The sequence below is a fragment of the uncultured Treponema sp. genome, from assembly GCF_945873775.1.
Lineage (GTDB): Bacteria > Spirochaetota > Spirochaetia > Treponematales > Treponemataceae > Treponema_D.
Genome location: NZ_CAMCEC010000007.1, coordinates 88,946 through 115,295, shown reverse-complemented (window position 1 = coordinate 115,295; position 26,350 = coordinate 88,946). Strand labels below are relative to the sequence as shown.

Genomic DNA, 26,350 nt, shown 5'->3' with positions numbered 1-26,350 from the left:
AATTTTCAATGGCTTTTTTCTACCCCAAATTGCGAACTTTATTGTACACTATCTGTGTATTTTCCTGCAAATGAAGATTCCTTTGAGCTGCTATCATCTTCGTCATCTGAAAAAATTCCGTCTAAACCAGAGCAGCTGCACAGCCCCCCATAAGGCGGCAATGCAAACAACAGCTTTGAGTGAAGAAAATAATTTAAAATGTTTCATGCAATAATTATAAAATCACTGTTCAACTTTTTCAACAAAATTTATTTCAGCGCCTTTTGAATTCTTTTCATTGCTTCTTCAAGTGTTTTGCGCGGGCAGGCGGCATTTATCCGCTGAAATCCGTTTCCTGATGTTCCGAAAATTTTTCCGCTGTCAAGCCAAAGTTTTGCTTTGTTGATAATCAAGTCTTCAAGTTCCTGCACATTAACTCCAGTTCCGCGGAAGTCAAGCCAGGCAAGATAAGTTCCTTCGTGTTTAATCATTTTTACGTCAGAAAGATTTTTTTGCGTGAACTCTTCAATAAAATCAATGTTTGCCTTTATATATTTTTTTACAGAAGTGAACCATTCAAGCCCGTGCTGGTATGCTGCCTGGCAAGCCTTTATTCCGAACACGCTCAGCTGGCTTATTCCAGCAGCGTCAACTTGTTTTTGAAATTTTTTTCTAAGCTCAGGATTTGAAATAAAAATATTTGAAATAAGCGTTCCCGCAAGATTGAAAGTTTTACTTGGTGAAGTGCAAGTTACTGTTATATTTGCAAGTTCTTCGTTTAATGAAGCGAACACATTGTGCTGTCCTTCAAAAATAAAGTCGTTGTGAATTTCATCGCTTACAACAATTACTTTGTGGCGAAGGCAAATTTCTCCAAGCTGTAAAAGCTCTTCCTTGCTCCAGACTCTTCCCACAGGATTATGCGGGCTGCACAAAAAAAATAATTTTACGTTGTTTTGAATTATTTTATTTTCAAAGTCGGCAAAGTCAATTTGGTAGCGGTTGTCGTTGCCCAGAACAAGATCGCTGCTTACAACTTTTCTTTCGTTGTCGCGGATTACTTCCATAAACGGATAGTAAACTGGCAGCTGCAAAATAACGGCGTCTCCTTTTTGCGTGAAGGCTTTTACCGCCATTGCAAGAGCAAACACAACGCCCGGTGTTTTTATAAGCCATTCTTCCTGAACTTTCCAGTTGTGCTGATTTTGCATCCAGCTAGCAACCGCGTTAAAGTATTCAGTTTGAGTTTCTGTGTATCCAAAAATTCCATGCTCGCAAACTTTTTTAAGCTCATCGATTATGCAGCTTGAAGTTTTAAAGTCCATGTCGGCAACCCAAAGCGGAAGCACATCTTCTGGAAGTCCGCGCCGAACTGCAAAGTCGTATTTTAGGCAGTCTGTATTTTTTCTGTCAACGATTGTGTCAAAGTCAAGATTCTGTTCCATAAAATTCTATTCCTCTTTTTGCGCCTGTGAAAATACCCGCTCAAATTCTTTTATAAGGTCATCGCAGTTTTCAATTCCAACGGAAAGCCTCAATGTTGCATTTGTGATTCCGTTTTTTATTCTAAGCTCTTCCGGAACATCAGCATGCGTTTGAGTTGCAGGATAAGTTATTAAAGTTTCAACGCCGCCAAGACTTTCAGCATAACGAATAAGCGAAACTTTTTCCAGAATTGAAAGCGCGAGTTTTTGCGACTTGACTTGGAATGTAATCATTGCGCCGAATCCTCTTGCCTGTTTTTTCATTATTTCGTGTCCCGGATGCTCAGAAAAGCCCGGATAAATTACACGCTCAACAAGCGGACTTTCTTTTAGCCAGTTTGCAATTTTAAATGCGTTTTCCTGAGCGCGCTCCATTCTTACAGCCAAAGTTTTTATTCCGCGCAAAATAAGCCAGCAGTCAAACGGCGCAAGTCCAGCTCCAGTTGTCTTTATAAGAAACCGCAGTTTTTCCTGAATGTCAGTTCTGTTTGTGACAACAAATCCTGCAAGCGTGTCGTTGTGTCCGCCAAGATATTTTGTTCCGCTGTGAATTACGATGTCTGCGCCAAGGTTAAGCGGATTTTGAAAATATGGCGAAAGAAATGTGTTGTCTACAATCAAAAGAAGTCCGTGCTTTTTTGCAATTTTAGAAAGAAGCAAAATGTCCGAAACATTCATCATCGGATTTGTGGGAGTTTCCACATAAAGAGCCTTTGTGTTTTTTGTGATTAAATTTTCAATTCCGTTTTCATTGCGAACTTTGCTGAATTCTGTGCGGGTGAATTCAATTCCATTTTTTGCTGAAACATTGTCGAACAGTCTTATGCTTCCGCCGTAAAGATCAGAATCCACAATCAAATTGTCGCCCGGAGAAAAAAACTCCATCAAAAGACTTATCGCTGCCATTCCGCTTGAAAGTGCAAACGCATCAATTCCGTTTTCAAGAGAAGCGACAGTTTTTTCAAGCTGCTCACGGGTTGGATTTTGCAGCCGAGAATAATCAAAGCCAGTGCTTTTTCCTGCTCCCGGATGCGCATAAGTTGCTGTCTGATAAATCGGAAAACTTACCGCGCCGTAGTGGTTTTTACAATTGTCCTCGTTTTCCAAGTGAATGCATTTCGTTTCTATTGATAACGCCATTTTTTCCTGCCTGATTTTTTTATTGTCATTATCGGGCTTGACCCTGCGATGTTTCTGAAAGAAACTCGGTTGATAATCTATTGAAGTTTTATAACAGATTCCTGTATCGCTGCACAGGAATTACATTTGAATTTAAATTATATATTCAATTGGCTTTAACACACGCTGAAGAAATTTCTTTGTGCGCTCTTCTTTTGGATGCTGAAAAATCTGCGCGCTCGTGCCTTTTTCTACAACAACTCCGCCGTCCATGAAAACAACTTGAGTCGCCACATCTTCCGCAAAGCTCATTTCGTGCGTAACAACAATCATTGTATTTCCTTCCTTTGCAAGTTTTTTTATAACGCCCAGAACTTCTCCAACAAGCTCTGGGTCAAGAGCGGATGTAGGCTCGTCAAAAAGAACGACATCAGGATTTGCTGCAATAGCCCGCGCAATTCCAACACGCTGCTGCTGTCCTCCAGAAAGCTGAGACGGATAAAAATCCTTGCGTTCCAAAAGTCCGACTTTTAAAAGGGCTTCTTCTGCAGTTTTTCTGGCTGTTTCCTTTGGAATTTTTCTTGCGGTAACAAGACCTTCCATTACGTTTTCAAGCGCAGTTTTGTTGTTAAAAAGATTGTAGTTCTGAAAAACAAAACCAGTTTTCCGGCGCACTTGAAGAACTGTTTTTTTATGCGGATGAGAAAGGCTTGTATGTATTTCATCAAATTCCATTTCGCCTTTGTCCGCAGTTTCAAGAAAATCAAGGCAGCGCAAAAAAGTTGTTTTTCCAGAGCCGGAAGGTCCGAGAATTACAACAACGTCTCCTTTTTCAACTGTCAAGTCAACGCCCTTTAATATTTCGTTTTCTCCAAATGACTTGTGCACATTTTTTACTTTCAGCATTTTTCACCTTCCAATTTTAGCGCGGGTTTTCCTGTTCTATAAACTGAAACTTTCTTTTCCGTCAGCCTGAAAATTTGCTGGACTATAGAACATACGATTATGTAGATTACAAAAATATCAAGGTAAGATTCGATATAATTGTAGCCATAGGAAGCTTCAATTCTTGCAACCGCTGTAATGTCTTTTACAGTCATCATAAATGCAAGCGAAGTATTTTTTATAAGATTCACGGTAGCATTGCAAATGTTCGGGAGCGCGCTTTCCAGTGCCTGCGGAATTATAATTCTTCTGTAAGTTTGGCAGCTTGTAAGTCCGCACGTAATTCCGGCTTCAAATTGTCCTTTGCTGACTGTGAGCAGGGCTGAACGGAATACTTCAGAAAGAATCGCTGTGTTGTTCAGTGAAAATACAATGTAAGCGTAGACAATTGGATTTATCTTGAACACATCGATTGAGCTTCCGGCGTTTTTAAAAACTGAATTTAAAAGCGATGGAATTATTGAATAAACAACAAGAATCTGAAGAACAACTGGAGTTCCGCGTATAAACGAAACAAAAAATGCGCAAATCTGTGAAAGGACTTTTACTTTGTGTATTCTGCAAAGAGCAATTAAAAATCCAAGCGCAGTTCCGGCAGCAAAAGCTACGGCGGTTATTTTTAACGTAACAGGAAGAGCTTTAAAAGAAAGTAAAAATGTTCTAAAGAAAAATTCTATGTCAAACATAAGTTCTCCCTGTTAAAAAGTTTTTCTTCCGCGTGAAAAATGTTTTTCCAGCCTGCCGAAAATCTGCTCAATTGAAATTGTGAGCGTCCAGTAAATAAGCGCAAGAGCCGTGTAAGTTTCCACAGCATAAGCTCCAAAATTCATGCTGATAAAAAGGTTGCCTTTTCCCATTACGTCTACAAGTCCGATTGTGTATGCGAGCGAGCCTTCCTTTAAAAGCGCAATCAAACTGTTTCCAAGATTCGGAAGCGACACTGCGAATGCCTGCGGAAAAACTATCCGCCTGAAAGTTTGAAATTCCGTAAGCCCGGAAGTCAATGCGGCTTCCCTTTGTCCTTTTGGAACGCTTAAGTAGCTTGCCCTCATTATTTCAGCCGCGCTTGCTGAAAACAAAAGTCCCAGCGCAAGAATTACATAAAACGATTTTCCCCAGCTGTTTATGTCAACCTTGAATATTGCCCAGAATAAATTTGGGAGCCCGTAAAAAACTACAAACAGCATTACAATTGAAGGCGTGCATCTGAATGCGTTTATTATAAAGGAAGAAATTTTCCTTGGCGCATTGTGGGAAGAAAGCATTCCTTTTGCAAGAAAAAATCCTATGAAAAGTCCAGTCAAAACTGTTCCCGCGATAATTCTAAAAGTTACCAACAGGTAAGGCAAAAGAACTGGAATAAGCTCAAGAATTTTTTCAGGATAAAATGGTCTGTCCATATTTTTACGGTGCTCCCAAAATTTTTATAGAAGTTATCCAGCAAGTTCAAGTTGTCATTGCCGTACTTGATACGGCAATCTTGCATTTAGGGCAACTCCATTTTTTTATCATTTTTATTCTACAAAGGAAAAAATGTCCTCACCAAAATACTTTTGCGAAAGTTTTTCGAGCGTACCGTTTTCCTTGAGTGTTTTTATTGCTTCGTCATAAGCGTTTGCAAGTGCCTGATTTTTTCTGTTGAAAAGCGGCCAGGTTGGAATCGCCTTGTACGGAACATAAGAAAGTTTGTCCTTGTATTTTGCGTAAGGTGCGCCTTCTTTTTCAATGTTGTTCTGGAACGAAAGCTTTATGTCTACCCGGGCATCGTATCTTCCTTCCACAACCCAAACATAACCGTCCGCTGCTTCAAACTGATCTCCTGCCACAAGTTTTACTTGAGCGTCGGGATTTTGCTTGTTGTATTCATCGATTATATTGTACTGCGCATTTGAAGGTCCTATTGGAACAAGTTTTCCTGAATACTTTGCAAATGACTTCATGTCCGTTATTTTGTCCGCTGTGTCTTTTCTGATTACAATTCCAATGATGCTTGCCGCAATTGGGTTCTGCGGAAAAATATATTTTTTCTTGCGCTCTTCTGTAATCCAAACGCCTTTTGTTCCCACATCATATTTTCCCTGAAGAACTCCAATCAAAAGGTCATCGTCGGAAGTTGGAAAATATTCAAATTCATACTGCGGAAGAAGCTTGTCAATTTCTTTTAGAACTGCGACTTCAAATCCGTCCGATTCGCCTTTGTCGTTTACAAAATCATAAGGAACATAATAGTTTGTGTGAGCTACACGGATTTTCTGAACTTTTCCGTCTGACTTTTTTGGTTTTGCCGAAAGCGGAAGAATTGCTGCCAACGCAATAAATGCTAAAATTGTCTTTTTCATAATTCACCTCGTTTAGTTTTTTTGCTCATTATCGGGTTTGCCCCTTGTCATTGCTGGATTCGCACCGGGAATCGCATTGTGTATATTTTTTTACTCTGCGGCTTCGCGTATCCATTCAAGATGCTGCAAATCTGTGCCGCGCGGAATTGTGCAGTCCGCTCCAAGAATTATTCCTGTGCGCCCTGAATCTTTTAAAAGCCGTTTTGTTTCAGCCTGAATTTCTTCTTTTGTTCCGCTGAAAAGAATTCCATCTGTTGTGTTTGCGAATCCGCCGATTATTGTTTTTCCGCCGAAAATCTTTTTTGCTTCTGCAAGCGAAACTCCTTCAACAACAGAAGCAAAGTTTACGGCATTTGCAGGATAATTTTTGAACAGAGAAAGGTTGTTTCTTGCTCCCTCGTAGCCGCATACGTGCAGAATATTTTTTCCGCCTGCGCCAATTGCGGCATTCAGCACAAAAAGTTCCGACGGGGAAATTATTTCCGCGTACAAGTCAGGTCCTACAAAAGCGTCTTGAATTGTCTGCACGCTAAGATAAATTCCGTCCGCCTTGCCTTCGCTTATTACGGCTTCTGCAACTGCCTGCGTATTTTTTGCGATTACGCTTAGAGCATAAAGAACTGCATATTTGTCTTCTTTTATAAATTGGGCAAGTTTTTTGTCTGCGCCTTCAACGCTCCATTTAAATGCTGTTGCCGGAGCAAAAATGTTGTAAAAAGTAAGAACTTCATTTCCAAACGAAGAAGTAAGTTCCTTTACAAGCGAAACCTGTTCTGTAATCCAGCTGTCGTCTTTAGAAACCGGCTTTAGCTCGTAAAGCTCTTTTGCGGATTTTACATTGTGAAGAAACTTTGCTGTCTTTGGCTCAAAAAAATATCCGTCGCTCATAAGTTTTACAAAGTCCGGCTTGAATTCCTGAACGAATTTTTTGTGTCCGTCCAAGTTTTCCTTTCTCATCTCCGGATTTTCTGAAACCGGGAGCATTTCGTTTTTTGTATAATGAAACCAGAATCCCACTGGAACACGTTCAGTTGGTTTGTTGTTAAGTGCGTCAAGAACAAGTTGTTTTTTGTTTGCCATGTTTTCCTCCAATAAAAAGTCAATGAAATGTAAGCAAGTGTTTTTTTCCGCGCGACAATGGAACAATACTGATTATTTCCTATTGCTTCAATAGGTTTATTTATACTGTTTTTTTATATTGAGCTATAGAAAATTCCTATAACTGATTAATTGTTAATCAGCCTAAAAATTCGAGTAATAATGCTGAAGTATTTTTGCTTTAAAATTATGGATTTTAACCAAAAACTAAAGTATAGTAGAAGTATGCTTAAACAAAATGCTAGGGCAAAATCGGTTTGGTTTGATGATTCTAATATTTGGATTTCACTTGTTGATGGAAGACAGCTTTCAGTGCCTAAAGCCTATTTTCCGAAACTTGACAATGCTGCAAAACTGGAACTTGATAATTATGAGCTTAGCGGAAATGGAATAGGAATTCACTGGGATTCTCTTGATGAAGATCTTTATGTTCCTAATCTTCTGATTGATTTTTCTTCAGCAGAATCAGTTCAGCGGCTTGCGTAACAGAACAATGTTTTTGCCAGTTTGCAGAAAAGACCTTGAGGAGCGCGGAATAGGTCAGCTTGATTTTGTTTTTGTTTCCGGGGACGCTTACGTTGACCATACGTCTTTTGCAGCGGCTCTTTTGGGACGGCTTTTGGAATCCCGCGGATATTCTGTAGGAATTTTGTGCCAGCCGGACTGGAAATCTGCGGAAAGCTTTAAAGTTCTTGGGCAGCCTCGTCTTGCGTTTCTTGTAACAGCAGGCGCAATGGACAGCATGGTTTCAAATTATACTGCGAACAACAAGCCTCGTTCGGAAGATTCTTATTCCCACGGAGGCGAAAAAGGCCATCGCCCGGACAGAGCTGTAATTCAGTATGTGGCAAAAATCCGCGAAGCATACAAGGGCGTAAATGTGATTGTCGGCGGAATTGAAGCAAGCCTGCGCCGCACAGCCCATTATGACTACTGGTCAAACACAGTAAAGCATTCTGTTCTTTTGGATTCAAAAGCCGACCTTCTTATTTACGGAATGGGCGAAAAAGCTCTTCTTGAAATTGCATCTCAGCTTGATAAAGGAATTTACGCGCGTAAAATCCGTGGCGTAAGAGGAACTTGCTGGTTCACTGGCAAAAAAGATGAAGTTCCCGCTGACGCTATAATGCTTCCTTCATTTGAAGAGATAAGCAAAAACACGCCGGAAAGCAAAGCCAAGTTTGCCTTGTCATATAAAATTCAGGAAGAAAATACAGACGCAATAAACGGAAGCGTTCTTGCCGAGCCTTCTGAAAGCCGTTTTGTAATTCAGGAAAAAGCTGCGTTTCCTCTTTCGCAAGCTGAATTTGATTCGATTTATGAGCTGCCTTTTGAACGCAAGTGGCATCCGATGTATGACGTTGCTGCTTCAAATGGAAAAAAAGGGATTCCTGCTCTTTCCGAAGTGAAATTTAGTCTTACGAGCTGCCGAGGATGTTTTGGGGCTTGCAGTTTTTGCGCGATAACTTTTCATCAGGGGCGGCGCATTCAAGCCAGAAGCCACGAAAGCCTTTTGTCAGAAGCAAAAAAAATGACGCAGGATTCTGACTTTAAAGGATACATTCATGATGTTGGAGGCCCTACTGCAAATTTCAGAAGCGATGCCTGTGAGTTTCAGAAAAAAAACGGCGCGTGCAAAAACCGAGATTGCCTTGGAGTTTCTCCGTGCCCGAATGTAAAAGCCGACCACAAAGATTACATAGAGCTTTTAAAAAAGCTTCGTTCACTTCCGAATGTAAAAAAGGTTTTTATAAGAAGCGGAATACGATTTGACTATCTTATGCTTGATAAAGACAAGGCATTTTTGTATGAGCTTTGCAAGCATCATGTTTCCGGGCAGCTTAAAGTTGCTCCCGAGCACGTCAGCGACAAAGTTCTTGCCCTTATGTGCAAAAGCACTCACGCCGTCTATGAAAAATTTTCTGCGGAATACGCAAAGGCAAACAGGAAGCTTGGACTTAAGCAGTATCTCGTTCCTTATTATATTGCGGGGCATCCGGGAGCTGGAATTCCAGAGGCAATTGAAACCGCCCTTTATTTAAAGAAAACTGGCTTTGTTCCAGACCAAGTTCAGGATTTTTATCCAACACCGGGAAGCCTTGCAACTTGCATGTATTATACAGGACTGAATCCGCATGAAAAAAATTCAGATGGAAGCTTTAAGGAAGTCTATGTTGCCCGCGGTGGACACGAACGAAGGCTTCAGCGCGCATTGCTTCAGTTTAACAAAAAAGAAAATGCCCAGTTTGTAAAAGAAGCATTGATTCAGGCTGGAAGAGCGGACTTAATAAAAATTTTATTGTAAATTTCTGCCTTAAAATGCAAAAATTCAGCTGTTTTTGTTAAAAAAATCTTCGTGGGGGGGGGTAGCTGTTGAAAAAACAATTTATGTGGTCTATAATTTAGCTATGTATAACTAGTTTGCAAATTTGCATTGCAAAATTGCATATCGACTGCCGTTTTTCATTTAGGGTTTATCCAAACCGTAAAAGCGGCTTAAAAAGCTATTCTAAAGTAAGATTTTACTTTGGCTTTTTATGGAGGCAGTGTTATGGCAAAAAAAAGATCTTTTTCTATTCTGATGGGCATTGCGTCTTTTCTTCTTTTGAGCAGTGTTCTTTCGCTCTGTTTCTTTCTATATAAAAACCGTTTGTCTTCTGCGCTTATAAGTACTAAGCTAAAAAATCCAAGGGCGAATGTTCTTTTTCTAAGTTCAATGCCGAACTCTTATGTTGTTGATCTTCAGGAAAAAGGAATAAGAAATGTATTCCTAAAGAACAACATAAATGTCGATGTTGAATATTTTGAGCCAGATGATTTTTATGATAAAACGCTTCCAGAATTTTTAAAGGAACGTGTTGAATTTTTGCAGCAGAACAAAAAATTTGATGCTGTTCTTGTAAGCGGAAATAATTCATGCAACTTTGTTGAGCGCAACTACGATACGCTTTTCTCAGGAATTCCAATTGTGTTCTTTTGCATAGAAAGCAACATCAGGGCAGAGCGTCTTTACGAAAAAAAGAATTTCTGGGGAATTGCCACAACAAGATTTTTGTCAGATACAATTTCACTTGCAAGAAAGCTTTTCCCTTCCGCAGAGCATTATGTCGCCATTTATGACAAGACCGATGCTGGTTACGAAAACTACAATATTTTTATAAACGCCGGTGAAAGGATTCCGAATGTAGAGCTTTCAGGAATTGATACTTCCGCATTTACAAAAGCGCAGATTGCCGAGCAGCTTTCCGCATTGGATGACAAAACTATTGTGTTTTATTTGGGAGCTTCACAAGATTCCAGCGGCAAAAAATATTCCATGGAAGAGCAGTCGGACTTCATTGTAAAGAACACTTCCGCGCCTGTGTTTAGCCACAATGCGAACGGTGTGGGATTCGGTTTTCTTGGCGGAAAAATGGTTGACTACGAAAAAGCCGGCGCTCTTGCCGCAAAAATGGCTCTTGATATTATTGACGGTGAAAAATATGTTCCGTTCCAAAGGATAAAAGACGAAAAATTTATCTTTGACTACAAGGTAATTGAAGAGCGCAACTTAAAGGCTTCCGCTTTTCCGCTGAATTCCGTGTTTGTAAATATTCAGGATCAGATGCAAAAAAACAGCCGCGGAATTTTGTTTGGAATAATCGGAGTCGCTGTTTCGCTTTTTATTTTCATTGCGGTTTCTTTGATTCTTATAATTGCTGAAGTAAAAAATTCGCACGAGCTTCGTTGTTCAAACTTAAAAATGGAATATATGCTTGGACACGATTCGCTTACAGATTTGCCGAACAGATTCAAGGCGCAGGCTGTGTTCAACGATATTCAGAAGTCTGGAAAAAAGTTTTCGCTTGTTCTTTTTGATATTGACGATTTTAAAAACATAAATGACTTTTATTCCCATGCTTGCGGCGACATTGTTTTAAAGACAATTTCTTCAAGGCTCAAGGCTTATTCTGCCGGAAGAGACATTTTTGTTTCGCGGTTCGGCGGAGATGAATTCCTTGTGCTTTATCTTGAAAAGCAGCTGAATGAAGATTCCATAGAAATTCAGGAGCTTAGAACAATTTTTGAAAGTCCGATTAACTATGCCGAAAATAAAATCCATATTCAGTCTAGCTTTGGAATTGTAAATTCTTCTGATGATGAAATGGAAAATATGATTCAAAATGCGGACATTGCGCTTTACCGTGCAAAAAATTCCGGCAAGAACAAGACTGTTTTCTTTAACGAAAAAATGCGCGACCGTATATTTGAAAACAACCGCATTTCAAGAATCCTTGACGATGCTATTGCAAACGACGGAATTTGGGTTGCGTACCAGCCGCAGATTGATGTTGAAACTGGAGAAATCCACGGGTACGAAGCTCTTATGAGGCTCAAGAACAGCAAAGTTTCTCCGGCGCAGTTTATTCCGATTGCAGAAGAAACTGGACAGATTATAAAAATTGACAGAATCCTTACAGAAAAAGTTGTAAGGCAGATGGCTGAATGGCGTGAGCACGGAATCCCTTTGTACAAAGTTTCAATAAATTATTCCTACAGCCAAGTTTCGGATATTCATTATGTTGATTTTCTTGAAGAGCTTTTGAAACGTTATAATATTCCGCCAGAACTTATCTGCATTGAAATTACAGAAAGCCTGTTTATTTCAAATAAGGAAGCAGTTTCAAAACTTTTGAATGAATTTGTAAAGCGCGGAATTTCTCTTGCCTTGGACGACTTTGGAACTGGATATTCTTCTCTTAGCTATCTTACGTTCCTGCCGATTAATGTTGTAAAAATCGACAAGTCGCTTGTGGACAATTATCTTTCAAACGAAAAAGGCGACTTTATAAAGAACATTGTGCGTCTTGTTCATTCGCTTGCAATGAAGCTTACTGTTGAAGGTGTTGAGCATCAGTGGCAGAATGAAAAGCTTAAGACTTTCCACTGCGACTATATTCAGGGCTACTATTATTCCAAGCCGATTTCCGGGGCAGAAATAGAAGACTTCAACAGAAAATTCCGTAGCATTGGATAATAAATTGATTGCTGTCATTATCAAGCTTGACCTGATAATCCAAATTACAATTGTTCAGAAATTGTTAACCGAGTTTCTTTCAGAAAAATTGCAGGGGCAAGCCCGGCAATGACGTTAATGTTCAATTTTATAATTTGCACAAAGCCTGTCATTGCCGCACTTGATGCGGCAATTATTAATTCAATCTTGTAGTTTGCATGGATTCATTTTATAATGAGTCTATGCAAAATGCAGTTTTGATTTTTAATGCCCGGCTTGTTGATGCCAATATTGATAAAAAAAATACCGCAGTTTTTTTAGCTGACGGAAAAATAAAATCATTTCCAGACAAAGTTTCTCTAAAAAAACTTTTAAATGATGATTCTATTTCTAAGTTCGACGCAAAAGGACTTTGTGTTTTGCCTTCATTCATTGATATGCATTCGCATTTTAGAGATCCAGGGCTTACTCAAAAAGAGGACATTGAAACTGGTTCTGCGGCTGCGGCTGCTGGAGGTTTTTCCACTTGTGTTCTTATGCCGAATACAAATCCTGTAGTTTCAAGCCAGAAACAAGCGGAACTTAATAACAAAAAGGCCTTTGAATTCGGGCGGTGCAGAACAATTCAGGCTGTTTCAATTACCAAGGATTTCGACGGAAAAACTATAAGCCACCTTGAATCTCTTGACGCAAAAAAAGTTCCAGTTATAAGCGAAGACGGAAAAGAAGTTTGCAATAGCTCCGTTATGCTTGAAGCGATGAAAATTGCCGCTAAGAAAAATATTGTTGTTTCGTGCCACTGCGAAGATCCTTTTTTAGCAGAAAGCGCGCGTCCGTTTAGAAAAGCAGCATTGGAGCTTCTTTCAAAAGAAAATGCTTCGCCTGCTGAAAAAAAAGAAGCCGCAAATAATTTAAGAAAAGCCGATTCGCTTTTGGCTTGCGCAGAAGATACTGCGACTTTTAGAAATCTTAGGCTTGCAAAAGATGCCGGCTGCCATATTCACCTTTGCCATGTAAGCACTGCCGCTTGTGTAGAGGCCGCAAAAAAGGCGCGCAAGGGAGGAATTGACGTAACTTTTGAGATTACACCGCATCATATTTTTATGAACGGAGAAAAAGCTCCCGGCATTTTTAATATTGTAAATCCGCCGTTGCGTTCAGAAAATGACAGGCTTGCTTTAATTCAGGCTTTAAAAGACGGAACTGCAAACTGCATTGCAACCGACCACGCGCCGCATACAGCCTTGGACAAGAAAAACGGCAGCCCGGGATTCAGCGGACTTGAAACTGCATTTTCGGCTTGCTATACAATGCTCGTAAAAGAACACGGAATGAGCTTAAAAAAACTTTCCGAGCTTATGAGCGCGAACCCAGCAAAAATTCTTGGCTTAAAAAATGAAGGGCTTTTAAAAGAAGGATTTGCCGCGAACCTTGTTCTTGTTGACTTGGAAAAGCAGTGGACTGTGCGCGGCCAAAAATTCGCAAGCAAAGGAAAATTTACGCCGCTTGAAGGGAAAAAACTTTTTGGCTTTATAAAGACAACTTTTTTCAACGGAAACATTGTTTTTTCATCATTGTAACAGTCTTTTTTTTTTGGTAAAATCAGCGCATGGTAATTTCTTCTATAGATTTAAAAGGCGGCCATGTTGTTCAGTTGAAAAACGGAAAAGACCTTGTTCTTCAGCGTGATGATGCCGACTCATTGATTTCAGAATTCAATAAATATGGCGAAGTCGCAGTTATAGATTTGGATGCGGCTTTGGGAAATACTGACGAAAAGGGAAATACTGCAAACACGGAGCTTTTAAAGTCTCTTTTGCGCAAGGGAAATGTCCGTGTTGGCGGCGGAATCAGAACCGTAAAAAAAGCACGCGAGCTTATTTCTCTTGGAGCTGAAAAAGTTATAATCGGCTCTGCGGCTTGGAATCTTGACAGAAAAAACGGCGGCTCAATTCTTAACACAGAATTCCTTGACGAGCTTGCTTCTTCAATTGGAAAACAGCGCATTATAATTTCCGTGGATGCAATCAATGGAAAAATCGCAGTAAAAGGCTGGGCCGAAACTGCTGACATTTCTTTGATTGAAGGCGCACGTGAAGCTGAAAAATACGCATCTGAGCTTTTGTTTACTTGCGTGGAAAAAGAAGGCTGTATGCAGGGAACAGATATGGAGATGGTAAAGCAGCTGCGTGATTCTGTAAAATGCCGTGTTGTTGCTGCCGGCGGAGTAAATTCCCTTGAGCAGATTGTTCAGCTTGAAAAACTTCATTGCGATGTTCAGCTTGGAATGGCTTTGTATACTGGAGCTGTAAATCTTAAGGAAAGCTTTATAAACTGCATCGACTGGGAAAAGACAAATGGAATGGTTCCGGTTATTGCCCAAAGTCCAGCCGGTGAAGTTCTTATGATGGGCTATTCAAACAAGGAAGCTTTGGAAAAAACTTTTGTGCTTGGAAAACTTACTTTCTTTAGCCGCACAAGAAATACTCTTTGGACAAAAGGCGAAACTTCCGGGCATTTCCTTGAGCTTGTAAAAATGAGAGCTGACTGCGACAGGGACACAATTCTTGCGACCGTTATTCCGCACGGAGGAGTTTGCCACACAGGAAGCTTTAACTGTTTTTCTAGCGAGGCTGATGAAAAAAGCAGCATGGAACGTCTTTACGGAACAATTGCAGAACGATTTGCAAATCCGCGTCCGGGCAGCTACACTGCGACTTTAAATGACAAGCGTGTGCGCGAAAAAATAATGGAAGAAGCAGAAGAGCTTACAGAAGCGGAAGGAAAAGACGAAGTAATCTGGGAAGCCGCTGATCTTCTTTATTTTGCAAGCGTCCTCATGTACAAAGAAGGCGTAACTTGGCAGGATGTTTACAACGAGCTTGACAGAAGACATAAAAAATAAAAGTTTCTAAAAAAATTTGAATGTCAAGTTTTGTAATTTTACGTCATTATCCGGCTTGACTGGATAATCAATATTCTGTACAAGATTCCCGTGTCAAGCACGAGAATGACAGTTAAGAAACTAAATAATTTTGGAGTTTAATATGAAAGAACTTGAATTGAAATATGGTTGCAATCCAAACCAAAAGCCGGCTAGAGTTTACATGGAGAACGGCGAGCTTCCTGTAACTGTTATAAATGGAAAACCTGGATATATAAACTTGCTCGATGCTCTTAACGGCTGGCAGCTTGTAAAGGAATTAAAAGAAGCAACCGGACTTCCTGCGGCAACATCTTTTAAGCACGTTTCTCCTGCTGGAGCTGCGGTTGGCCGTCCTCTGAGCAGCACTCTTAAGCAAATTTATTACACTGATGATGTTGAGCTTACTCCTTTGGCGTGTGCTTATGCAAGAGCCCGCGGTGCAGACAGAATGTCTTCGTTTGGAGACTTTATTGCTCTTAGCGACAAGTGCGACAAGGCGACTGCTCTTTTAATAAAAAAGGAAGTTTCTGACGGAATAATTGCTCCGGGCTATGATGACGATGCTCTTGAAATTCTCAAGGCAAAGAAAAAAGGCGGATATTGTGTTCTTCAGATTGATGAAAATTATGTTCCAGCTGAAATAGAAAAAAAGCAAGTGTTTGGCGTAACTTTTGAACAGGGGCACAACTTTATAAAACTTGATGACGACTGCTTAAAAAACATTGTAACAAAAAATAAAACTCTCACAAAAGAAGAGCGCGACAATCTTTTGATTTCCCTGATTATCTTGAAATATACTCAGTCCAATAGCGTCTGCTATGTAAAGGACGGACAGGCAATTGGAATTGGAGCCGGACAGCAAAGTCGCATTCACTGCACACGTCTTGCTGGCGACAAGGCTGACAAGTGGTGGCTTAGACAGAGTCCTCAGGTTTTAAATTTGAAATTCAAGGCTGATATAAAAAGAGCCGACCGCGACAACACAATCGATGTTTATACAAGCGATGACTATGACGATGTTCTTGCGGAAGGAACGTGGCAGAATTTCTTTGCTGAAAAGCCTGATGTGTTCACACGTGAAGAGCGCAAAGCTTGGATTGCAAAAAATACTGATGTCGCAGTGGGCAGCGATGCTTTCTTCCCGTTTGGAGATAACATTGAACGTGCTCATAGAAGCGGAGTAAAAGTCATAGCTCAACCGGGCGGCTCAATTCGTGATGACAATGTTATTGAAACCTGCGATAAATATAATATGGTTATGGCGTTCACAGGAATCAGACTTTTCCATCACTGATATTTTTTGCTATCTTCGTAGCGGGTGTCATTATCCCTGTTAGATTCCTGTGTTAATGTTTGCCTTGCAGCGTACTGCACAGGAATTATGTTATGTCATTATCCAGCTTGACTGGATAATTTCCTGCTAAATCTGTTTTCAATTTTCCAAAATATCTACAATGTGGGAGCCTGCGCCTAAAAGCTCTGGGCGTTCCGCATTGCAAATCTGGTATTCAATGAATTTTTCAAAAGTTTCTTCTGACATTGCGTTCAGCTCTTTGCGCATAAAATCTGCAGGTCCGTCTGGAGAAAATACTTTTATCCGCTTTAGTCCGCTTAAATTATTCAGCCGGTCAATATCTTCTAGGCGTACATAATCGTAAAGTTCGTTTTCTTTTGGCACGATGTGAAAATCTTTAGAAACATTTCCGCTTTTTATAAGCTCAAGAATTCTGTTTTGAGAAAAGCAATATGAAAGGATGCTGTATTCATTTAAAAGATATGCGGCAAAAATTATTCCGCCTTTTTTTGTTATTCTGCGCGCTTCCTTTAGAGCCGTAAGTTTTTCTTCTTCCTTATGAAGATGATAAAGCGGCCCAAAAAGAATTGTCGCGTCAAAAGTTTCATCTGGTAAAAAGCTAAGGTCAAGCGCATTTCCCGGCCAGCACTTTACGCGCTCATGTTTAGATTCAAGTATTTCAAGATTGTGCTTTACAAGCTCCACCGCTGTAACATCAAAGCCTTCTTTTGCAAGCGCAACTGAATATCTTCCTGTTCCGGCTCCAATATCTGCAATCTTAAAAAACTGCTTGTTTTGCGCAGGAAGAAAATCGTGGATGTATTTCATTGCGACAGTGAATTCAACTTTTCCGTGCCGTGTCAAAAGCCTGTTTTCTTCTTTGTGTTTATTGTAGTGCTTTTCTATTTCCGTCATTTTTTTTGTTCAGCATTGCAAGGATAAAAATCATGAGTGTTCCGCCTGCAATCATCATAAGGCAGAAAATTTGTCCTGTGCTAAGATTTAATAGAGAAGTGTTTGTATAAATTGCAGCGTCTTTTGTTGCGGAAATTCTGTAGCCAATGTCTGCGTCAGGCTCGCGGAAATATTCTATAAAAAATCTCACAAATCCGTAGCCAATTGTGTAGCAGGCTGTAAGGAATCCGTCGAACGGTTTTTTCTTCCGCAAGCACCAGATAAGAACAAAAAGCAAAAGTCCTTCAAAAAGCGCCTCGTAAAGCTGGCTTGGATGCCGCGGAAGATTTACAAGCCTTGTTCCGTCAAGAGACATTCCTATTGAAGAAGCGAATTCCTTTACCCAGTCCAAACTTGAAGAAAAAGTTTCTGCACGTGGAAAAACAATTCCCCAAGGAGCTTTTGTTATTCTGCCGTAAAGCTCGCCGTTCATAAAGTTTCCGATTCGCCCGAAAGTGTAGCCAAGCGGAATTGCAACTGCCATTGCGTCAATCCATTTTAAAGCAGGCTTTTTATGTTTTTTGCACCAGATTAGCATTCCTATAAGTCCGCCAAGAAATCCGCCGTGGTAGGACATTCCCGCAAGCCCAGTGAATCTTTTTGTAACTGTGTCGAACGGCCAAAAAATCAGCCAAGGCTTTTTCCAGTAAAGCCCTGAAGTGTCGTATACGAGCGTTGAAAAAATCCGCGCGCCTGCCAAAAGAAAAATGATTCCGAATGCAATAAAGCTAAAAATGTCGTCTTCTGTTGTCTTTGAATCCGGCGTGTCCAATGCGCCTTCACGCTGAATTTTCCGCAGAATATAAAAAGCTGTTCCAAAGGCAATTATGTACATAAGACCGTACCAGCGCACAAGCCCCAAAAGTGGAACTCCGGGAAAAAGCTCCGGGTGAATCCAAGACGGATATTTTATATATAAAAGAGAATTTAGCATTTTGTTTTACACCTTGAAGCCTTTTGCCGCTGCTTCCAGAAGTTTTTTCTTTAATAGATTGTTTTCGTTTTTTAGCCTTGTAAGCTCGTATTGCTGTTGCTTTAAAGTTTCCGCAAGTTCCCCGGCAGTAAGCGCGCCAGTTCCAGCAAGTTCTTCTATGTAAGCCATTTTTTGTCCAAAGTCATCGTTTGCTTCTTCCGTGGCAATTTCAAATGAAGTGTCCGAAGCCTGAGTTATGTCGTAGCTGTCGTCGAACTTTAAAGTTTCAGACTGAATTATTTTTTCCGCGATTCTGTAGATTGCCTGGCCTATAATTGACTGCGGCTTGTAGACAATGACCGGCAGCCTTGAAGAAAGAGCTTTGTCCTGCAAAGTGTCGCGGTAAATTACGCCAAGATGATCCAAGTCCAAATCCAGATACTGCTGGCATGAACGTCGGATTCTTTGCGCTCTGTCTGCATCCTTTGGGTCGTCTATCATATTAAGAACGAGCCGTGGATGGAATTCATTTATGCGCTTTTTGAACAATGCAGTTTCTTCTGGATCTTCTTTTTCAAGAATTTCAACAAGTTTTGGAATATAAAGCCTCTGGAGCGAAAGTGAATCTTTTTTTAGGGATTCAAGATATTTGTAGCCTGCGCTTCCTTTTTTGAAAGTGTTGTACATCATGCGGAACATTACATTCTTAAGGAAAAGATAGCCGTTCAGTGTGGCGGTAACGGTCGGAGCTGTAACAACAATTCCCTGCGGAGAAAGAAGGAACATATCAAGAATTGTAAGATGAGTTCCCGCTCCCAAGTCCAGAATAAGATAGTCGAATTTAAATTCCTGTTTATTGAAACTTTTTATAAGCTCGTTTTTCTGGCTGACTTTGAGAGAAGTAAGCCCCGGAATTTCAGAGTCGCCTGCAATAAAACTTACATTGTCGTAGTCTGTCGGGCAAATTATGTCTTCAAACTTGCTTTCACCTGTAAGAAATGTGCCGATTCCTGCTTTTGGATTAGGATGGCCTATTACAAGATGAAGGTTCGAAGCTCCCAAATCCAAGTCAATGAGAAGAACTTTTTTGCCTGCCTGACCTAGGGCAATTGCAAGGTTTGCGCTTAAAAGGCTTTTTCCAACGCCGCCTTTGCCGCTCGCTACTGGAATAATCTGCATAATGCAATTGTATCATAGAATGCTTTGATTTTAAAGACAGAGTTTTAAAATAGACAAGGTAAATCCTGTTGTGCAGGGCATTTGAAAATCCTGTGCTTGACGAAGAAGGACAATGGAATGAAGAGCATTCGGACGGAATGTTGAAGCAAGGAAAAGAAACGTCCTGTATTTGCGTAGTGTTAAAGAATTTTATGTGCTTGGTGACTGTTCATGCAGACTGTCGCCGGACTTAAACGCTAAAAATTGAATAGATAGATAATAGAAAACCCTTGTCATTTATACAAATTTTATGACAGGGGGGGGGTAAATTTTCTACTGTTTGAAAACAATCAGTTTGAAATAATAATTTTCGTTACTTTTTAGAATAGTTTTACAAGTCATGGCACATGACAAGGAGCTTTAAATAATTTTTTGTTTTTTTGTAAAAGAAGTCTCGGTTTGTTATTCATGCAGTCCGCCCTAAATCATGACAAACCGCACGAATTTGTTGCTAAGCAAATAGTCTATTTTTCAATGAAAAATAACGTATTTACTTAAGGAAAATTCCCATGTTTTAAGCTAACTTCACTAAGTCAACAAAACAAAAATTCTCAATAAATTTTCGCCAAAAAGTTGTTTTTTGAAATTTATTCAGTATAATTTAATTTAGATTCTAGGAAAGTTGGTTATAACAGAGATTCCCGCGTCAAGCGCGGGAATGACAGAAAAATCCAAGTTTGATAATGGCATGAAAATGTTAGGAAAATTGTCATTGCTGGATTTGTTTTATCAGTCCCGTGCCTTTGTCATTGTCGGATTCAATCCGACAATCTTTAAACGTATACATTTTGATTGGAGGTCTTTTATGAAGAAATTTATTGTTCCGGCTTTATTTGCGTTTTTATTTGTGGCTGCGTCCTGCGTGAACGTGAGCGGCGGCTCTGAAAAGGGCGGCTCAATTCGTGTTGCCTTGCCGGGCGGCGGACGTGAAATTAGTTCCAGTACAAAAGCTGATATTTATATAGTAGAACTTTTGTTAAATGAAGATGTTATTCAGAGTGAAACCGGTTCTTCGGGGGGGGTACTGGAGTTTTTAGAAGTCAGCCCAGAAACTTACACGGTTGAAGTCAAGGCTTATAAAAATAATGTTTTGTCTGGCCTTGGAGATTCAGAAGTAACAGTTGTTGCTGGAGAAACTTCTCCTTGCACTGTAACGCTTCATGATAAATTTACTGTAACTTTTGATTCGAACGGCGGAACTGGAACAATGTCTTCTCAAATTTTTACTTACGGAACTTCCCAATCCCTTTCAGAAAATTTATTTACAAAAGACGGCTCTACATTTCAAGGCTGGGCGACCAGCATAGACAGCGACCCAGTTTACAATAATGCTTCTATTAATGTATTTGAAAAAAACGATGTTACACTTTATGCAAAGTGGTCTACAGACGGCTTTGTGTTTGTAGAAGGCGCAACAATAACAGAAGCAGCTCCAAATAGCGAAGTATTTATTGATGGAAGAGCTGTAACTATAAGCAATTTTTATATTTGCGACCATGAAGTTACGCGGGGAGAATACGAGACTGTAATAGGAAGTCTTCCAAGTAGTTTGGCAACTGCAATTGGAACTTCGGATAACAATCCGATTGGCAGAATAATCTGGTATAACGCAATTGTTTACTGCAACAAGCGTTCAATAGAAGAAGGACTTACGCCTTGTTATTCGATAAACGGTTCTACAAATTCTGATGAGTGGGGAAATGTGCCAAGTTCAAGCTCAGGCAATAATGTTACTTGGGATGCTGCAACATGTAACTTTGGTGCAAACGGTTACCGACTACCTACAGAAGTTGAATGGGAATATGCGGCACGCGGCGGAAACGGACTAAGCGGCACACAGTATATTTATGCAGGAAGTGATACAATTGATGACGTTGCTTGGTACACGGATAATTCAGCAGAAGCAGGCACCAAAGGAACTCATGAAGTAAAGACAAAACAAGCAAACGAGTTGGGGCTATACGACATGAGCGGCAATGTATATGAATGGTGCTGGGATTGGAACAGTAGCATATCAGGCAGTACATCTTCTACTGGTGCATTGTCGGGTTCTAACCGCGTGAGTCGTAGTGGTTGTTATGTCATTGGTGCGGACTCCTGTTCTGTTTATAAGCGGAATAGTTTGCGCCCAGATTTAGGCTACGACAATTATGGTTTCCGTGTTGTGCGTACAGCGAAGAACTAGGATTATACAGTTGAGCTCGATAATGGCAATAAACACAAAACTCGGTATTCTGGGCTAATTACAAAACCTAAAATAGAACCAAAAGGAGAGAGAGACTTTATGCTTGAACTTAATTCGTGTATTTCATTAAACGGAAAGGATTATCAACTTGAAAAGCTTTTGGGCAAAGGCAAGGGCGGATATTCGTATCTTGCTTCTTGTGGCGGAAGTTTTTTTGTTCTCAAGCAGATTCACCACGAGCCGTGCAGCTATTATCAGTTTGGCAACAAGATAATGGCGGAACTTAACGATTACGAGCGGCTGAAAAATGCCGGCATAAGAATTCCGCTTATGATTGCGCATGATGTTCAAAACGAACGTATTTTAAAGGAATATATTGACGGTTCTACAATCGAGCAGCTTGCCAAGGAAAATCTTGTAAAACCCGAATACATCGCCCAAGTAGAAGAAATGTGCCGCAAACTTTATCCGCTTCACCTTAATATTGATTATTATCCTACAAATTTTATTGTACAGAATGGACTTTTATATTACATTGACTATGAATGCAATGAATATTCCGATGAATGGAATTTTGAAAACTGGGGCAAAAAGTACTGGAGCTAGCCAGTTTGCTTTGCGGAAAATTAAAAGCGAGGTCTTATGAGCGCGACAATTGACACTGCCGTAGAAAAAATACTTGAGTCTTACCAAAAGTACGGAGGAATCAACCTTGATGAAGCCATGAAGTTTCCAAACAGGGAAAATGTCATAACGGTTCTAAAGGACATTCAGTGCTTGATTTTTCCAGGCTACAGGGTTGCGGAAGAAATTGATTCGCTTACATTGAGGTTTGTTACAGGCGAGCGTGTGAACCGCATAGTTTCAATGCTTACCCGCGAAATTAAAAAAGCCCTTTCTTTTGTTGTCCAGAACGACAAAGTGGAGCTTTCTCACTGTTTTAACCTTGCGGAAAAGGCTTCTCTCGCGCTTATTGAGGAAATTCCAGAAATCCGCAGAAAAATCGGGCTTGATGTTCAGGCTGCCAATGCTGGAGATCCGGCTGCAAAGTCCAGTGAGGAAGTAATAGTTTCGTATCCGTGCCTTGAAGCGATTTCAGTTTATAGGATTGCGCATTTTCTTACTGAAAACGGAGTTCCTGTTATTCCGCGCATAATGAGCGAGTACGCGCACAGCCATACTGGAATTGATATAAATCCGGGTGCCAAAATAGGCGAAAGTTTTTTTATTGACCATGGAACTGGTGTTGTAATCGGCGAAAGCTGCATTATCGGCAACAATGTAAAGATTTACCAAGGCGTTACGCTGGGAGCTTTGAGCGTAAAAAAGGAGCTTATGAACAAAAAACGCCACCCAACAATAGAAGACAACGTTACAATTTACGCCAATGCCACGATTCTAGGCGGAAACACCGTCATTGGAGAAGGCTGCGTAATAGGCGGAAATACTTGGATTACAAAGTCTGTTCCTCCGCATACAACCTTTACGCAGGAATGCCGCTCGTAGTCGGGTTTTTGCATCACTGGACAATAAGTTTTAACTGTCATTGTCGTACTTGATACGACAATCTTTTTTCAGAATTCAGCCTATTGTTCTAAAAATCTTATTTGAATTTCAACAAATTCAAGAATCTCTTATTGACATATTTTTTCTATTAAGTTATATTTCCAAAACATACTATTTTTCAGGGGAATATTATCCCTATGCTCTTGTAGCTCAGTCGGTAGAGCACATCGTTGGTAACGATGAGGTCAGCGGTCCGATTCCGCTCGGGAGCTATAAGATTAGAAAAACAGAGGAGCAAATATTATGGCAAGCAAGAAAAAGTCAGCCGTAGAAATCATTGCATTGCAGTGCACAGAATGCAAACGTAAAAATTACACAACATACAAAAACCGCAAGAATATCACTGGCAAACTTGAAAAGAACAAGTACTGCCCGTTCTGCCGCAAAGAAATCCTTCATAAGGAAACAAAAGCTAAATAAAATATATGCCTTCTTTTATGGAGGCTGAATATATTTTAGGTCAGTAGCTCAGTTGGTAGAGTCCCGGTCTCCAAAACCGGTTGTCGCGGGTTCGAGTCCTGCCTGGCCTGTTAATTACAAAAGACGAGGATGAAAATGAAAAAGATTTTTCAGTTTTTTAAAGAATGTGCCGGAGAGCTTAGAAAAGTAACTTGGCCTACACGTAGCGACGTTCTTTCTTCTACAAAGGTTGTTTTCATCTCTACAATTATTGTTGCATTGATTCTTGGTCTTCTTGACTGGTTGTTTACAGAAGGCCTCCGCCTCGTATTCTAGGGGAATCAAATGGCAAGAAGCTGGTATATTCTTCAGACTTATTCAGGCTACGAACAGAAAATTCAAAGAACATTGGCAACTATGCTCACAGAGCAGAAACTTGATTCAAATATTGTTTTTCAAGTAAAAGTTCCAATGGAAGAAGTTGTTGAAATTTCAAATGGAAAAAAACACGTCCGCAATAACTTGATTCTTCCTGGCTACATTATGATTGAAATGGATCTTCCGCAGATTGGCTGGAAGAATACCTGCTCTCTAATCCGCCGTGTTCAGGGTGTAACTGGCTTTGTTGGTGTTAAGCCTTCTGAAAAGCCTCGTCCAATTTCCACAGATGAAGCAAAAAATATTCTTCAGATGGCTGGCGAACTTAAAGGTGAAAAGCTGGTTCGCATTAAGCAGAATTTTGAAGTTGGCGAAACTGTAAAAATTACAGAAGGTCCTTTTGCAACTTTCAGCGGTGCTATCGAAGATATAAATACAGAAAAGAACAAGCTCCGTGTTAATGTTCAGATTTTTGGAAGAGCAACTCCTGTAGAAGTTGATGTTCTTCAAGTTGAAAAAATATAAATTGCTTTTTGCAGTTTAACTTTTATGCCGGTTTCAAACAGCATTTTTTTGAAACTGGTTCTGATGTTTGATAGAATTTTGCATTCGCAATGAATGCTTTTTTCTTAATTTTGGGAGAAGTGCAAGTCCGTTGGACATAGGCATTTCGCTAGGGTTCAGAAAATCTGATACCCACCACCAATGTAAGGAGATACATTATGGCCACAAAAAAGGTTACAGCTGTCATTAAACTTCAGTGCCCTGCCGGCGCTGCTACACCAGCTCCACCTATTGGACCGGCTCTTGGACCTCATGGAGTTTCTGCGCCTAAGTTCGTTCAGGAATTCAATGACCGCACAAAGAGCATGGAAAAGGGACTTATTATCCCTGTAGTCATCACTGTCTATCAGGACAAATCTTACACATTTATTCTCAAGACTCCTCCTGCAGCTGTTCTTATTAAAAAGGCTGTTGGAATCCAGAAAGGCTCTGGAAATCCGCTTCGCAACAAAGTTGGAAAACTTTCAAAAGCGTCTCTTGAAGAAATTGCAAAACAGAAACTTCCTGATCTTAACGCAAACGACATTGAGGCTGCTAAGAAAATCATCGCTGGTACTGCTCGCAGTATGGGCGTAGAAGTGGAGGCTGAATAATGAAGCACGGAAAGAAATACCGCGAATCATTGAAGAAGTATGATCCGGCAAAGGCTTATGGAATTTCAGAAGCTTGCCAGCTTGTAAAAGATCTTCACTATGTAAAGTTCGATGAAACAGTTGAACTTTCAGTTTCCCTTAAGCTGGAAAAAAACCAGACTGTACGTGATACTCTTGTATTCCCGCATCAGTTTACTGCTGAAAAGCGCGTTCTTGTTTTCTGTAAAGATGACCGTGTAAAGGAAGCTCTTGATGCAGGCGCAACTTACGCAGGTACAGAGTACATTGAAAAAGTAAAGGGCGGCTGGCTTGATTTTGATGTTGCAGTTGCTACTCCAGACATGATGAAGGACGTTGGTCGTCTTGGTATGGTTTTGGGTCGCAAAGGTCTTATGCCTAACCCTAAGACAGGAACTGTAACACCGAACATTGCGCAAGCTGTTGCTGAACTCAAAAAGGGACGCACAGAATTCCGCGCAGACAAGACTGGTGTTGTTCATATTCCTGTTGGAAAAGTTTCCATGGATTCAAAGGACACTGCTGAAAACGTAAAAGTTTTCCTCACAGAACTTGAGCGCAAAAAGCCAGCTGATGCAAAAATCGGATTTGTACGTTCTGTTTCGATCAGCTCTTCAATGGGACCTGGTGTTTGGATTGACTTTAAGGAGGCAGAATAATGGCTATTTTGGCAAAAAAGATTCAGCCTAGCAAAGCACAGGCTATTGAAGAAGCAAAGAAAGTTCTTAGTGAATATAAAGATTTTATCTTTGTTGAATACAGAGGACTTACTGTTGAGCAGATTTCAAAGCTCCGCCATTCTTTGCGTGAAAAGAATTCACAGTTCAAGGTTATCAAGAATAACTTTGCGCGTGTAGCTTTTGACGAAATGAAGAATGATGCAGTTGCTCAGTATCTTTCTGGACCAACGGCTATTGCCATGATCAAGGAAGAGGCTAACGAGTCTGCAAAAGTTTTGTTTGACTTTGCGAAAGAAGCTCCAGCCCTCGTTGTAAAAGGCGCTTGGGTAGAAGACGAGCTTTATGATGCTGCAAAAATCGAGGCGTTTGCAAAACTCCCTGGAAAGAAACAGCTCATCGCAATGCTTATGTCTGCAATCAATGGACCTGCAAGAAAACTTGCTGGAACATTGCAAGCATATGTTGAAAAACTGGAAAAAGAAGGTCCGGCTTCTGCTGCTCCAAAGGCGGAAGAGGCAGCTCCTGCGGCAGAGGCTCCAGCAGCCGAAGCAGCTCCAGCTCCAGCAGCTGAATAAATTCAGTAGGGCAAAAGCTTTTTGCAATGCCCAGAGCGGAATTTTTCCCTGCGGTCAGGCTTCATAGCTGTCGACTGTCCGCAGACAAACCGATGCAGGGCTTAGAAACAGTTTGTTTTTATCTGCA

26 protein-coding genes and 2 tRNA genes are annotated in these 26,350 nt (G+C 40.4%); 18 read left to right on the top strand and 10 right to left on the bottom strand.

Translation table 11 applies throughout. The annotated features are described in order from the left end of the window. Positions 1 to 214 (top strand): hypothetical protein (locus Q0N70_RS05520; protein ID WP_294014617.1); only part of this gene is annotated, 214 nt, incomplete at its 5' end. Positions 215 to 248: 34 nt separating this feature from the next. On the opposite strand, the gene Q0N70_RS05515 is transcribed toward Q0N70_RS05520, so the two are convergent. The 7 genes from Q0N70_RS05515 to Q0N70_RS05485 all read right to left on the bottom strand — a co-directional run bounded on the left by Q0N70_RS05515 (position 249) and on the right by Q0N70_RS05485 (position 6,946). After that, positions 249 to 1,424 (bottom strand): MalY/PatB family protein, encoded by a 1,176-nt coding sequence (locus Q0N70_RS05515; RefSeq protein ID WP_294014614.1) that lies wholly within the window; start codon positions 1,422 to 1,424, stop codon positions 249 to 251. A gap of 6 nt (positions 1,425 to 1,430) precedes the next feature. Continuing rightward, the gene (locus Q0N70_RS05510; RefSeq protein WP_294014611.1) at positions 1,431 to 2,603 is read right to left on the bottom strand and encodes a PLP-dependent aspartate aminotransferase family protein; all 1,173 of its coding nucleotides are present in this window, start codon (positions 2,601 to 2,603) and stop codon (positions 1,431 to 1,433) included. Between the two features lie 132 nt (positions 2,604 to 2,735). Continuing rightward, positions 2,736 to 3,488 (bottom strand): amino acid ABC transporter ATP-binding protein, encoded by a 753-nt coding sequence (locus Q0N70_RS05505; protein ID WP_294014608.1) that lies wholly within the window; start codon positions 3,486 to 3,488, stop codon positions 2,736 to 2,738. Beyond that, entirely contained in the window at positions 3,482 to 4,213 is a 732-nt protein-coding gene (locus Q0N70_RS05500) for an amino acid ABC transporter permease (RefSeq protein ID WP_294014605.1), read from the bottom strand. The genes Q0N70_RS05505 and Q0N70_RS05500 overlap by 7 nt, the downstream gene beginning before the upstream one ends. 12 nt (positions 4,214 to 4,225) lie before the next feature. Further along, complete coding sequence (locus Q0N70_RS05495) at positions 4,226 to 4,927, bottom strand: amino acid ABC transporter permease (protein WP_294014601.1); 702 nt, start codon at positions 4,925 to 4,927, stop codon at positions 4,226 to 4,228. 114 nt (positions 4,928 to 5,041) lie between these two features. Next, entirely contained in the window at positions 5,042 to 5,866 is an 825-nt protein-coding gene (locus Q0N70_RS05490) for a transporter substrate-binding domain-containing protein (protein ID WP_294014598.1), read from the bottom strand. Between the two features lie 90 nt (positions 5,867 to 5,956). Further along, entirely contained in the window at positions 5,957 to 6,946 is a 990-nt protein-coding gene (locus tag Q0N70_RS05485) for a uroporphyrinogen decarboxylase family protein (RefSeq protein ID WP_294014595.1), read from the bottom strand. Between the two features lie 243 nt (positions 6,947 to 7,189). Here Q0N70_RS05485 and Q0N70_RS05480 point away from each other — a divergent pair, with 243 nt between their 5' ends. The 6 genes from Q0N70_RS05480 to Q0N70_RS05455 all read left to right on the top strand — a co-directional run bounded on the left by Q0N70_RS05480 (position 7,190) and on the right by Q0N70_RS05455 (position 16,180). Continuing rightward, positions 7,190 to 7,450 carry a DUF2442 domain-containing protein gene (locus Q0N70_RS05480; protein WP_294014592.1) on the top strand — a complete coding sequence of 87 codons (261 nt, stop codon included), beginning with the start codon at positions 7,190 to 7,192 and terminating at the stop codon, positions 7,448 to 7,450. Beyond that, positions 7,410 to 9,269: a YgiQ family radical SAM protein gene (locus Q0N70_RS05475; RefSeq protein WP_367268260.1), complete on the top strand. Its 1,860-nt coding sequence runs from the start codon at positions 7,410 to 7,412 to the stop codon at positions 9,267 to 9,269. Before Q0N70_RS05480 ends, Q0N70_RS05475 begins: the two co-directional genes overlap by 41 nt. Before the next feature lie 246 nt (positions 9,270 to 9,515). Then, positions 9,516 to 11,981 (top strand): ABC transporter substrate binding protein, encoded by a 2,466-nt coding sequence (locus tag Q0N70_RS05470; RefSeq protein ID WP_294014589.1) that lies wholly within the window; start codon positions 9,516 to 9,518, stop codon positions 11,979 to 11,981. A 221-nt stretch (positions 11,982 to 12,202) separates the two neighbouring features. Next, the gene (locus Q0N70_RS05465) at positions 12,203 to 13,540 is read left to right on the top strand and encodes a dihydroorotase (RefSeq protein WP_294014587.1); all 1,338 of its coding nucleotides are present in this window, start codon (positions 12,203 to 12,205) and stop codon (positions 13,538 to 13,540) included. Positions 13,541 to 13,569: 29 nt separating this feature from the next. Further along, complete coding sequence (hisIE, locus tag Q0N70_RS05460) at positions 13,570 to 14,865, top strand: bifunctional phosphoribosyl-AMP cyclohydrolase/phosphoribosyl-ATP diphosphatase HisIE (protein WP_294014585.1); 1,296 nt, start codon at positions 13,570 to 13,572, stop codon at positions 14,863 to 14,865. A gap of 142 nt (positions 14,866 to 15,007) precedes the next feature. After that, entirely contained in the window at positions 15,008 to 16,180 is a 1,173-nt protein-coding gene (locus Q0N70_RS05455; protein ID WP_294014582.1) for a phosphoribosylaminoimidazolecarboxamide formyltransferase, read from the top strand. Positions 16,181 to 16,318: 138 nt separating this feature from the next. Here Q0N70_RS05455 and Q0N70_RS05450 read toward each other — a convergent pair whose 3' ends face one another. Genes Q0N70_RS05450 through Q0N70_RS05440 form a run of 3 tightly spaced genes read right to left on the bottom strand, consistent with a single transcriptional unit; the run spans position 16,319 to position 19,226 of the window. After that, positions 16,319 to 17,095, bottom strand: coding sequence for a bifunctional 2-polyprenyl-6-hydroxyphenol methylase/3-demethylubiquinol 3-O-methyltransferase UbiG (locus Q0N70_RS05450; protein ID WP_294014580.1), 777 nt, complete (start codon positions 17,093 to 17,095; stop codon positions 16,319 to 16,321). Next, a complete protein-coding gene (gene lgt, locus Q0N70_RS05445) occupies positions 17,067 to 18,068 on the bottom strand; it encodes a prolipoprotein diacylglyceryl transferase (RefSeq protein WP_294014575.1) in 1,002 nt (333 codons plus the stop codon). Before lgt ends, Q0N70_RS05450 begins: the two co-directional genes overlap by 29 nt. 6 nt (positions 18,069 to 18,074) lie before the next feature. Further along, complete coding sequence (locus tag Q0N70_RS05440) at positions 18,075 to 19,226, bottom strand: P-loop NTPase (RefSeq protein WP_294014572.1); 1,152 nt, start codon at positions 19,224 to 19,226, stop codon at positions 18,075 to 18,077. An 844-nt stretch (positions 19,227 to 20,070) separates the two neighbouring features. Between Q0N70_RS05440 and Q0N70_RS05435 the strand changes: the two genes are divergently transcribed. From Q0N70_RS05435 to rplJ, 11 genes are all read left to right on the top strand, one after another. Then, positions 20,071 to 21,450: an SUMF1/EgtB/PvdO family nonheme iron enzyme gene (locus Q0N70_RS05435; protein ID WP_294014569.1), complete on the top strand. Its 1,380-nt coding sequence runs from the start codon at positions 20,071 to 20,073 to the stop codon at positions 21,448 to 21,450. A gap of 99 nt (positions 21,451 to 21,549) precedes the next feature. After that, positions 21,550 to 22,056 carry a hypothetical protein gene (locus Q0N70_RS05430; RefSeq protein ID WP_294014566.1) on the top strand — a complete coding sequence of 169 codons (507 nt, stop codon included), beginning with the start codon at positions 21,550 to 21,552 and terminating at the stop codon, positions 22,054 to 22,056. Positions 22,057 to 22,092: 36 nt separating this feature from the next. Then, positions 22,093 to 22,956 (top strand): serine O-acetyltransferase EpsC, encoded by an 864-nt coding sequence (epsC, locus tag Q0N70_RS05425; RefSeq protein WP_013702582.1) that lies wholly within the window; start codon positions 22,093 to 22,095, stop codon positions 22,954 to 22,956. A 199-nt stretch (positions 22,957 to 23,155) separates the two neighbouring features. Continuing rightward, positions 23,156 to 23,228: transfer RNA gene (locus tag Q0N70_RS05420), tRNA-Thr, on the top strand. Between the two features lie 31 nt (positions 23,229 to 23,259). Further along, positions 23,260 to 23,436 carry a 50S ribosomal protein L33 gene (rpmG, locus tag Q0N70_RS05415; protein ID WP_177528792.1) on the top strand — a complete coding sequence of 59 codons (177 nt, stop codon included), beginning with the start codon at positions 23,260 to 23,262 and terminating at the stop codon, positions 23,434 to 23,436. 37 nt (positions 23,437 to 23,473) lie between these two features. Then, positions 23,474 to 23,546 (top strand) — tRNA-Trp (locus tag Q0N70_RS05410). Positions 23,547 to 23,571: 25 nt separating this feature from the next. Further along, positions 23,572 to 23,751: a preprotein translocase subunit SecE gene (gene secE, locus Q0N70_RS05405; protein ID WP_288566840.1), complete on the top strand. Its 180-nt coding sequence runs from the start codon at positions 23,572 to 23,574 to the stop codon at positions 23,749 to 23,751. A gap of 9 nt (positions 23,752 to 23,760) precedes the next feature. Continuing rightward, complete coding sequence (gene nusG, locus Q0N70_RS05400; RefSeq protein ID WP_294014556.1) at positions 23,761 to 24,318, top strand: transcription termination/antitermination protein NusG; 558 nt, start codon at positions 23,761 to 23,763, stop codon at positions 24,316 to 24,318. Between the two features lie 197 nt (positions 24,319 to 24,515). Then, a complete protein-coding gene (gene rplK / locus Q0N70_RS05395; RefSeq protein ID WP_013702578.1) occupies positions 24,516 to 24,950 on the top strand; it encodes a 50S ribosomal protein L11 in 435 nt (144 codons plus the stop codon). Continuing rightward, the gene (gene rplA, locus Q0N70_RS05390) at positions 24,950 to 25,627 is read left to right on the top strand and encodes a 50S ribosomal protein L1 (protein WP_294014553.1); all 678 of its coding nucleotides are present in this window, start codon (positions 24,950 to 24,952) and stop codon (positions 25,625 to 25,627) included. The genes rplK and rplA overlap by 1 nt, the downstream gene beginning before the upstream one ends. Further along, positions 25,627 to 26,223 (top strand): 50S ribosomal protein L10, encoded by a 597-nt coding sequence (gene rplJ / locus Q0N70_RS05385; RefSeq protein ID WP_273353404.1) that lies wholly within the window; start codon positions 25,627 to 25,629, stop codon positions 26,221 to 26,223. The genes rplA and rplJ overlap by 1 nt, the downstream gene beginning before the upstream one ends. Positions 26,224 to 26,350: the final 127 nt, after the last annotated feature.

Bases quoted from the DNA above. Each gene is read 5' to 3' on its own strand.
- Q0N70_RS05515 (WP_294014614.1), bottom strand. From the start codon at position 1,424: ATGGAACAGAATCTTGACTTTGACACAATCGTTGACAGAAAAAATACA.
- Q0N70_RS05510 (WP_294014611.1), bottom strand. From the start codon at position 2,603: ATGGCGTTATCAATAGAAACGAAATGCATTCACTTGGAAAACGAGGAC.
- Q0N70_RS05505 (WP_294014608.1), bottom strand. From the start codon at position 3,488: ATGCTGAAAGTAAAAAATGTGCACAAGTCATTTGGAGAAAACGAAATA.
- Q0N70_RS05500 (WP_294014605.1), bottom strand. From the start codon at position 4,213: ATGTTTGACATAGAATTTTTCTTTAGAACATTTTTACTTTCTTTTAAA.
- Q0N70_RS05495 (WP_294014601.1), bottom strand. From the start codon at position 4,927: ATGGACAGACCATTTTATCCTGAAAAAATTCTTGAGCTTATTCCAGTT.
- Q0N70_RS05490 (WP_294014598.1), bottom strand. From the start codon at position 5,866: ATGAAAAAGACAATTTTAGCATTTATTGCGTTGGCAGCAATTCTTCCG.
- Q0N70_RS05485 (WP_294014595.1), bottom strand. From the start codon at position 6,946: ATGGCAAACAAAAAACAACTTGTTCTTGACGCACTTAACAACAAACCA.
- Q0N70_RS05480 (WP_294014592.1), top strand. From the start codon at position 7,190: ATGCTTAAACAAAATGCTAGGGCAAAATCGGTTTGGTTTGATGATTCT.
- Q0N70_RS05470 (WP_294014589.1), top strand. From the start codon at position 9,516: ATGGCAAAAAAAAGATCTTTTTCTATTCTGATGGGCATTGCGTCTTTT.
- Q0N70_RS05465 (WP_294014587.1), top strand. From the start codon at position 12,203: ATGCAAAATGCAGTTTTGATTTTTAATGCCCGGCTTGTTGATGCCAAT.
- hisIE (WP_294014585.1), top strand. From the start codon at position 13,570: ATGGTAATTTCTTCTATAGATTTAAAAGGCGGCCATGTTGTTCAGTTG.
- Q0N70_RS05455 (WP_294014582.1), top strand. From the start codon at position 15,008: ATGAAAGAACTTGAATTGAAATATGGTTGCAATCCAAACCAAAAGCCG.
- Q0N70_RS05450 (WP_294014580.1), bottom strand. From the start codon at position 17,095: ATGACGGAAATAGAAAAGCACTACAATAAACACAAAGAAGAAAACAGG.
- lgt (WP_294014575.1), bottom strand. From the start codon at position 18,068: ATGCTAAATTCTCTTTTATATATAAAATATCCGTCTTGGATTCACCCG.
- Q0N70_RS05440 (WP_294014572.1), bottom strand. From the start codon at position 19,226: ATGCAGATTATTCCAGTAGCGAGCGGCAAAGGCGGCGTTGGAAAAAGC.
- Q0N70_RS05435 (WP_294014569.1), top strand. From the start codon at position 20,071: ATGAAGAAATTTATTGTTCCGGCTTTATTTGCGTTTTTATTTGTGGCT.
- Q0N70_RS05430 (WP_294014566.1), top strand. From the start codon at position 21,550: ATGCTTGAACTTAATTCGTGTATTTCATTAAACGGAAAGGATTATCAA.
- epsC (WP_013702582.1), top strand. From the start codon at position 22,093: ATGAGCGCGACAATTGACACTGCCGTAGAAAAAATACTTGAGTCTTAC.
- rpmG (WP_177528792.1), top strand. From the start codon at position 23,260: ATGGCAAGCAAGAAAAAGTCAGCCGTAGAAATCATTGCATTGCAGTGC.
- secE (WP_288566840.1), top strand. From the start codon at position 23,572: ATGAAAAAGATTTTTCAGTTTTTTAAAGAATGTGCCGGAGAGCTTAGA.
- nusG (WP_294014556.1), top strand. From the start codon at position 23,761: ATGGCAAGAAGCTGGTATATTCTTCAGACTTATTCAGGCTACGAACAG.
- rplK (WP_013702578.1), top strand. From the start codon at position 24,516: ATGGCCACAAAAAAGGTTACAGCTGTCATTAAACTTCAGTGCCCTGCC.
- rplA (WP_294014553.1), top strand. From the start codon at position 24,950: ATGAAGCACGGAAAGAAATACCGCGAATCATTGAAGAAGTATGATCCG.
- rplJ (WP_273353404.1), top strand. From the start codon at position 25,627: ATGGCTATTTTGGCAAAAAAGATTCAGCCTAGCAAAGCACAGGCTATT.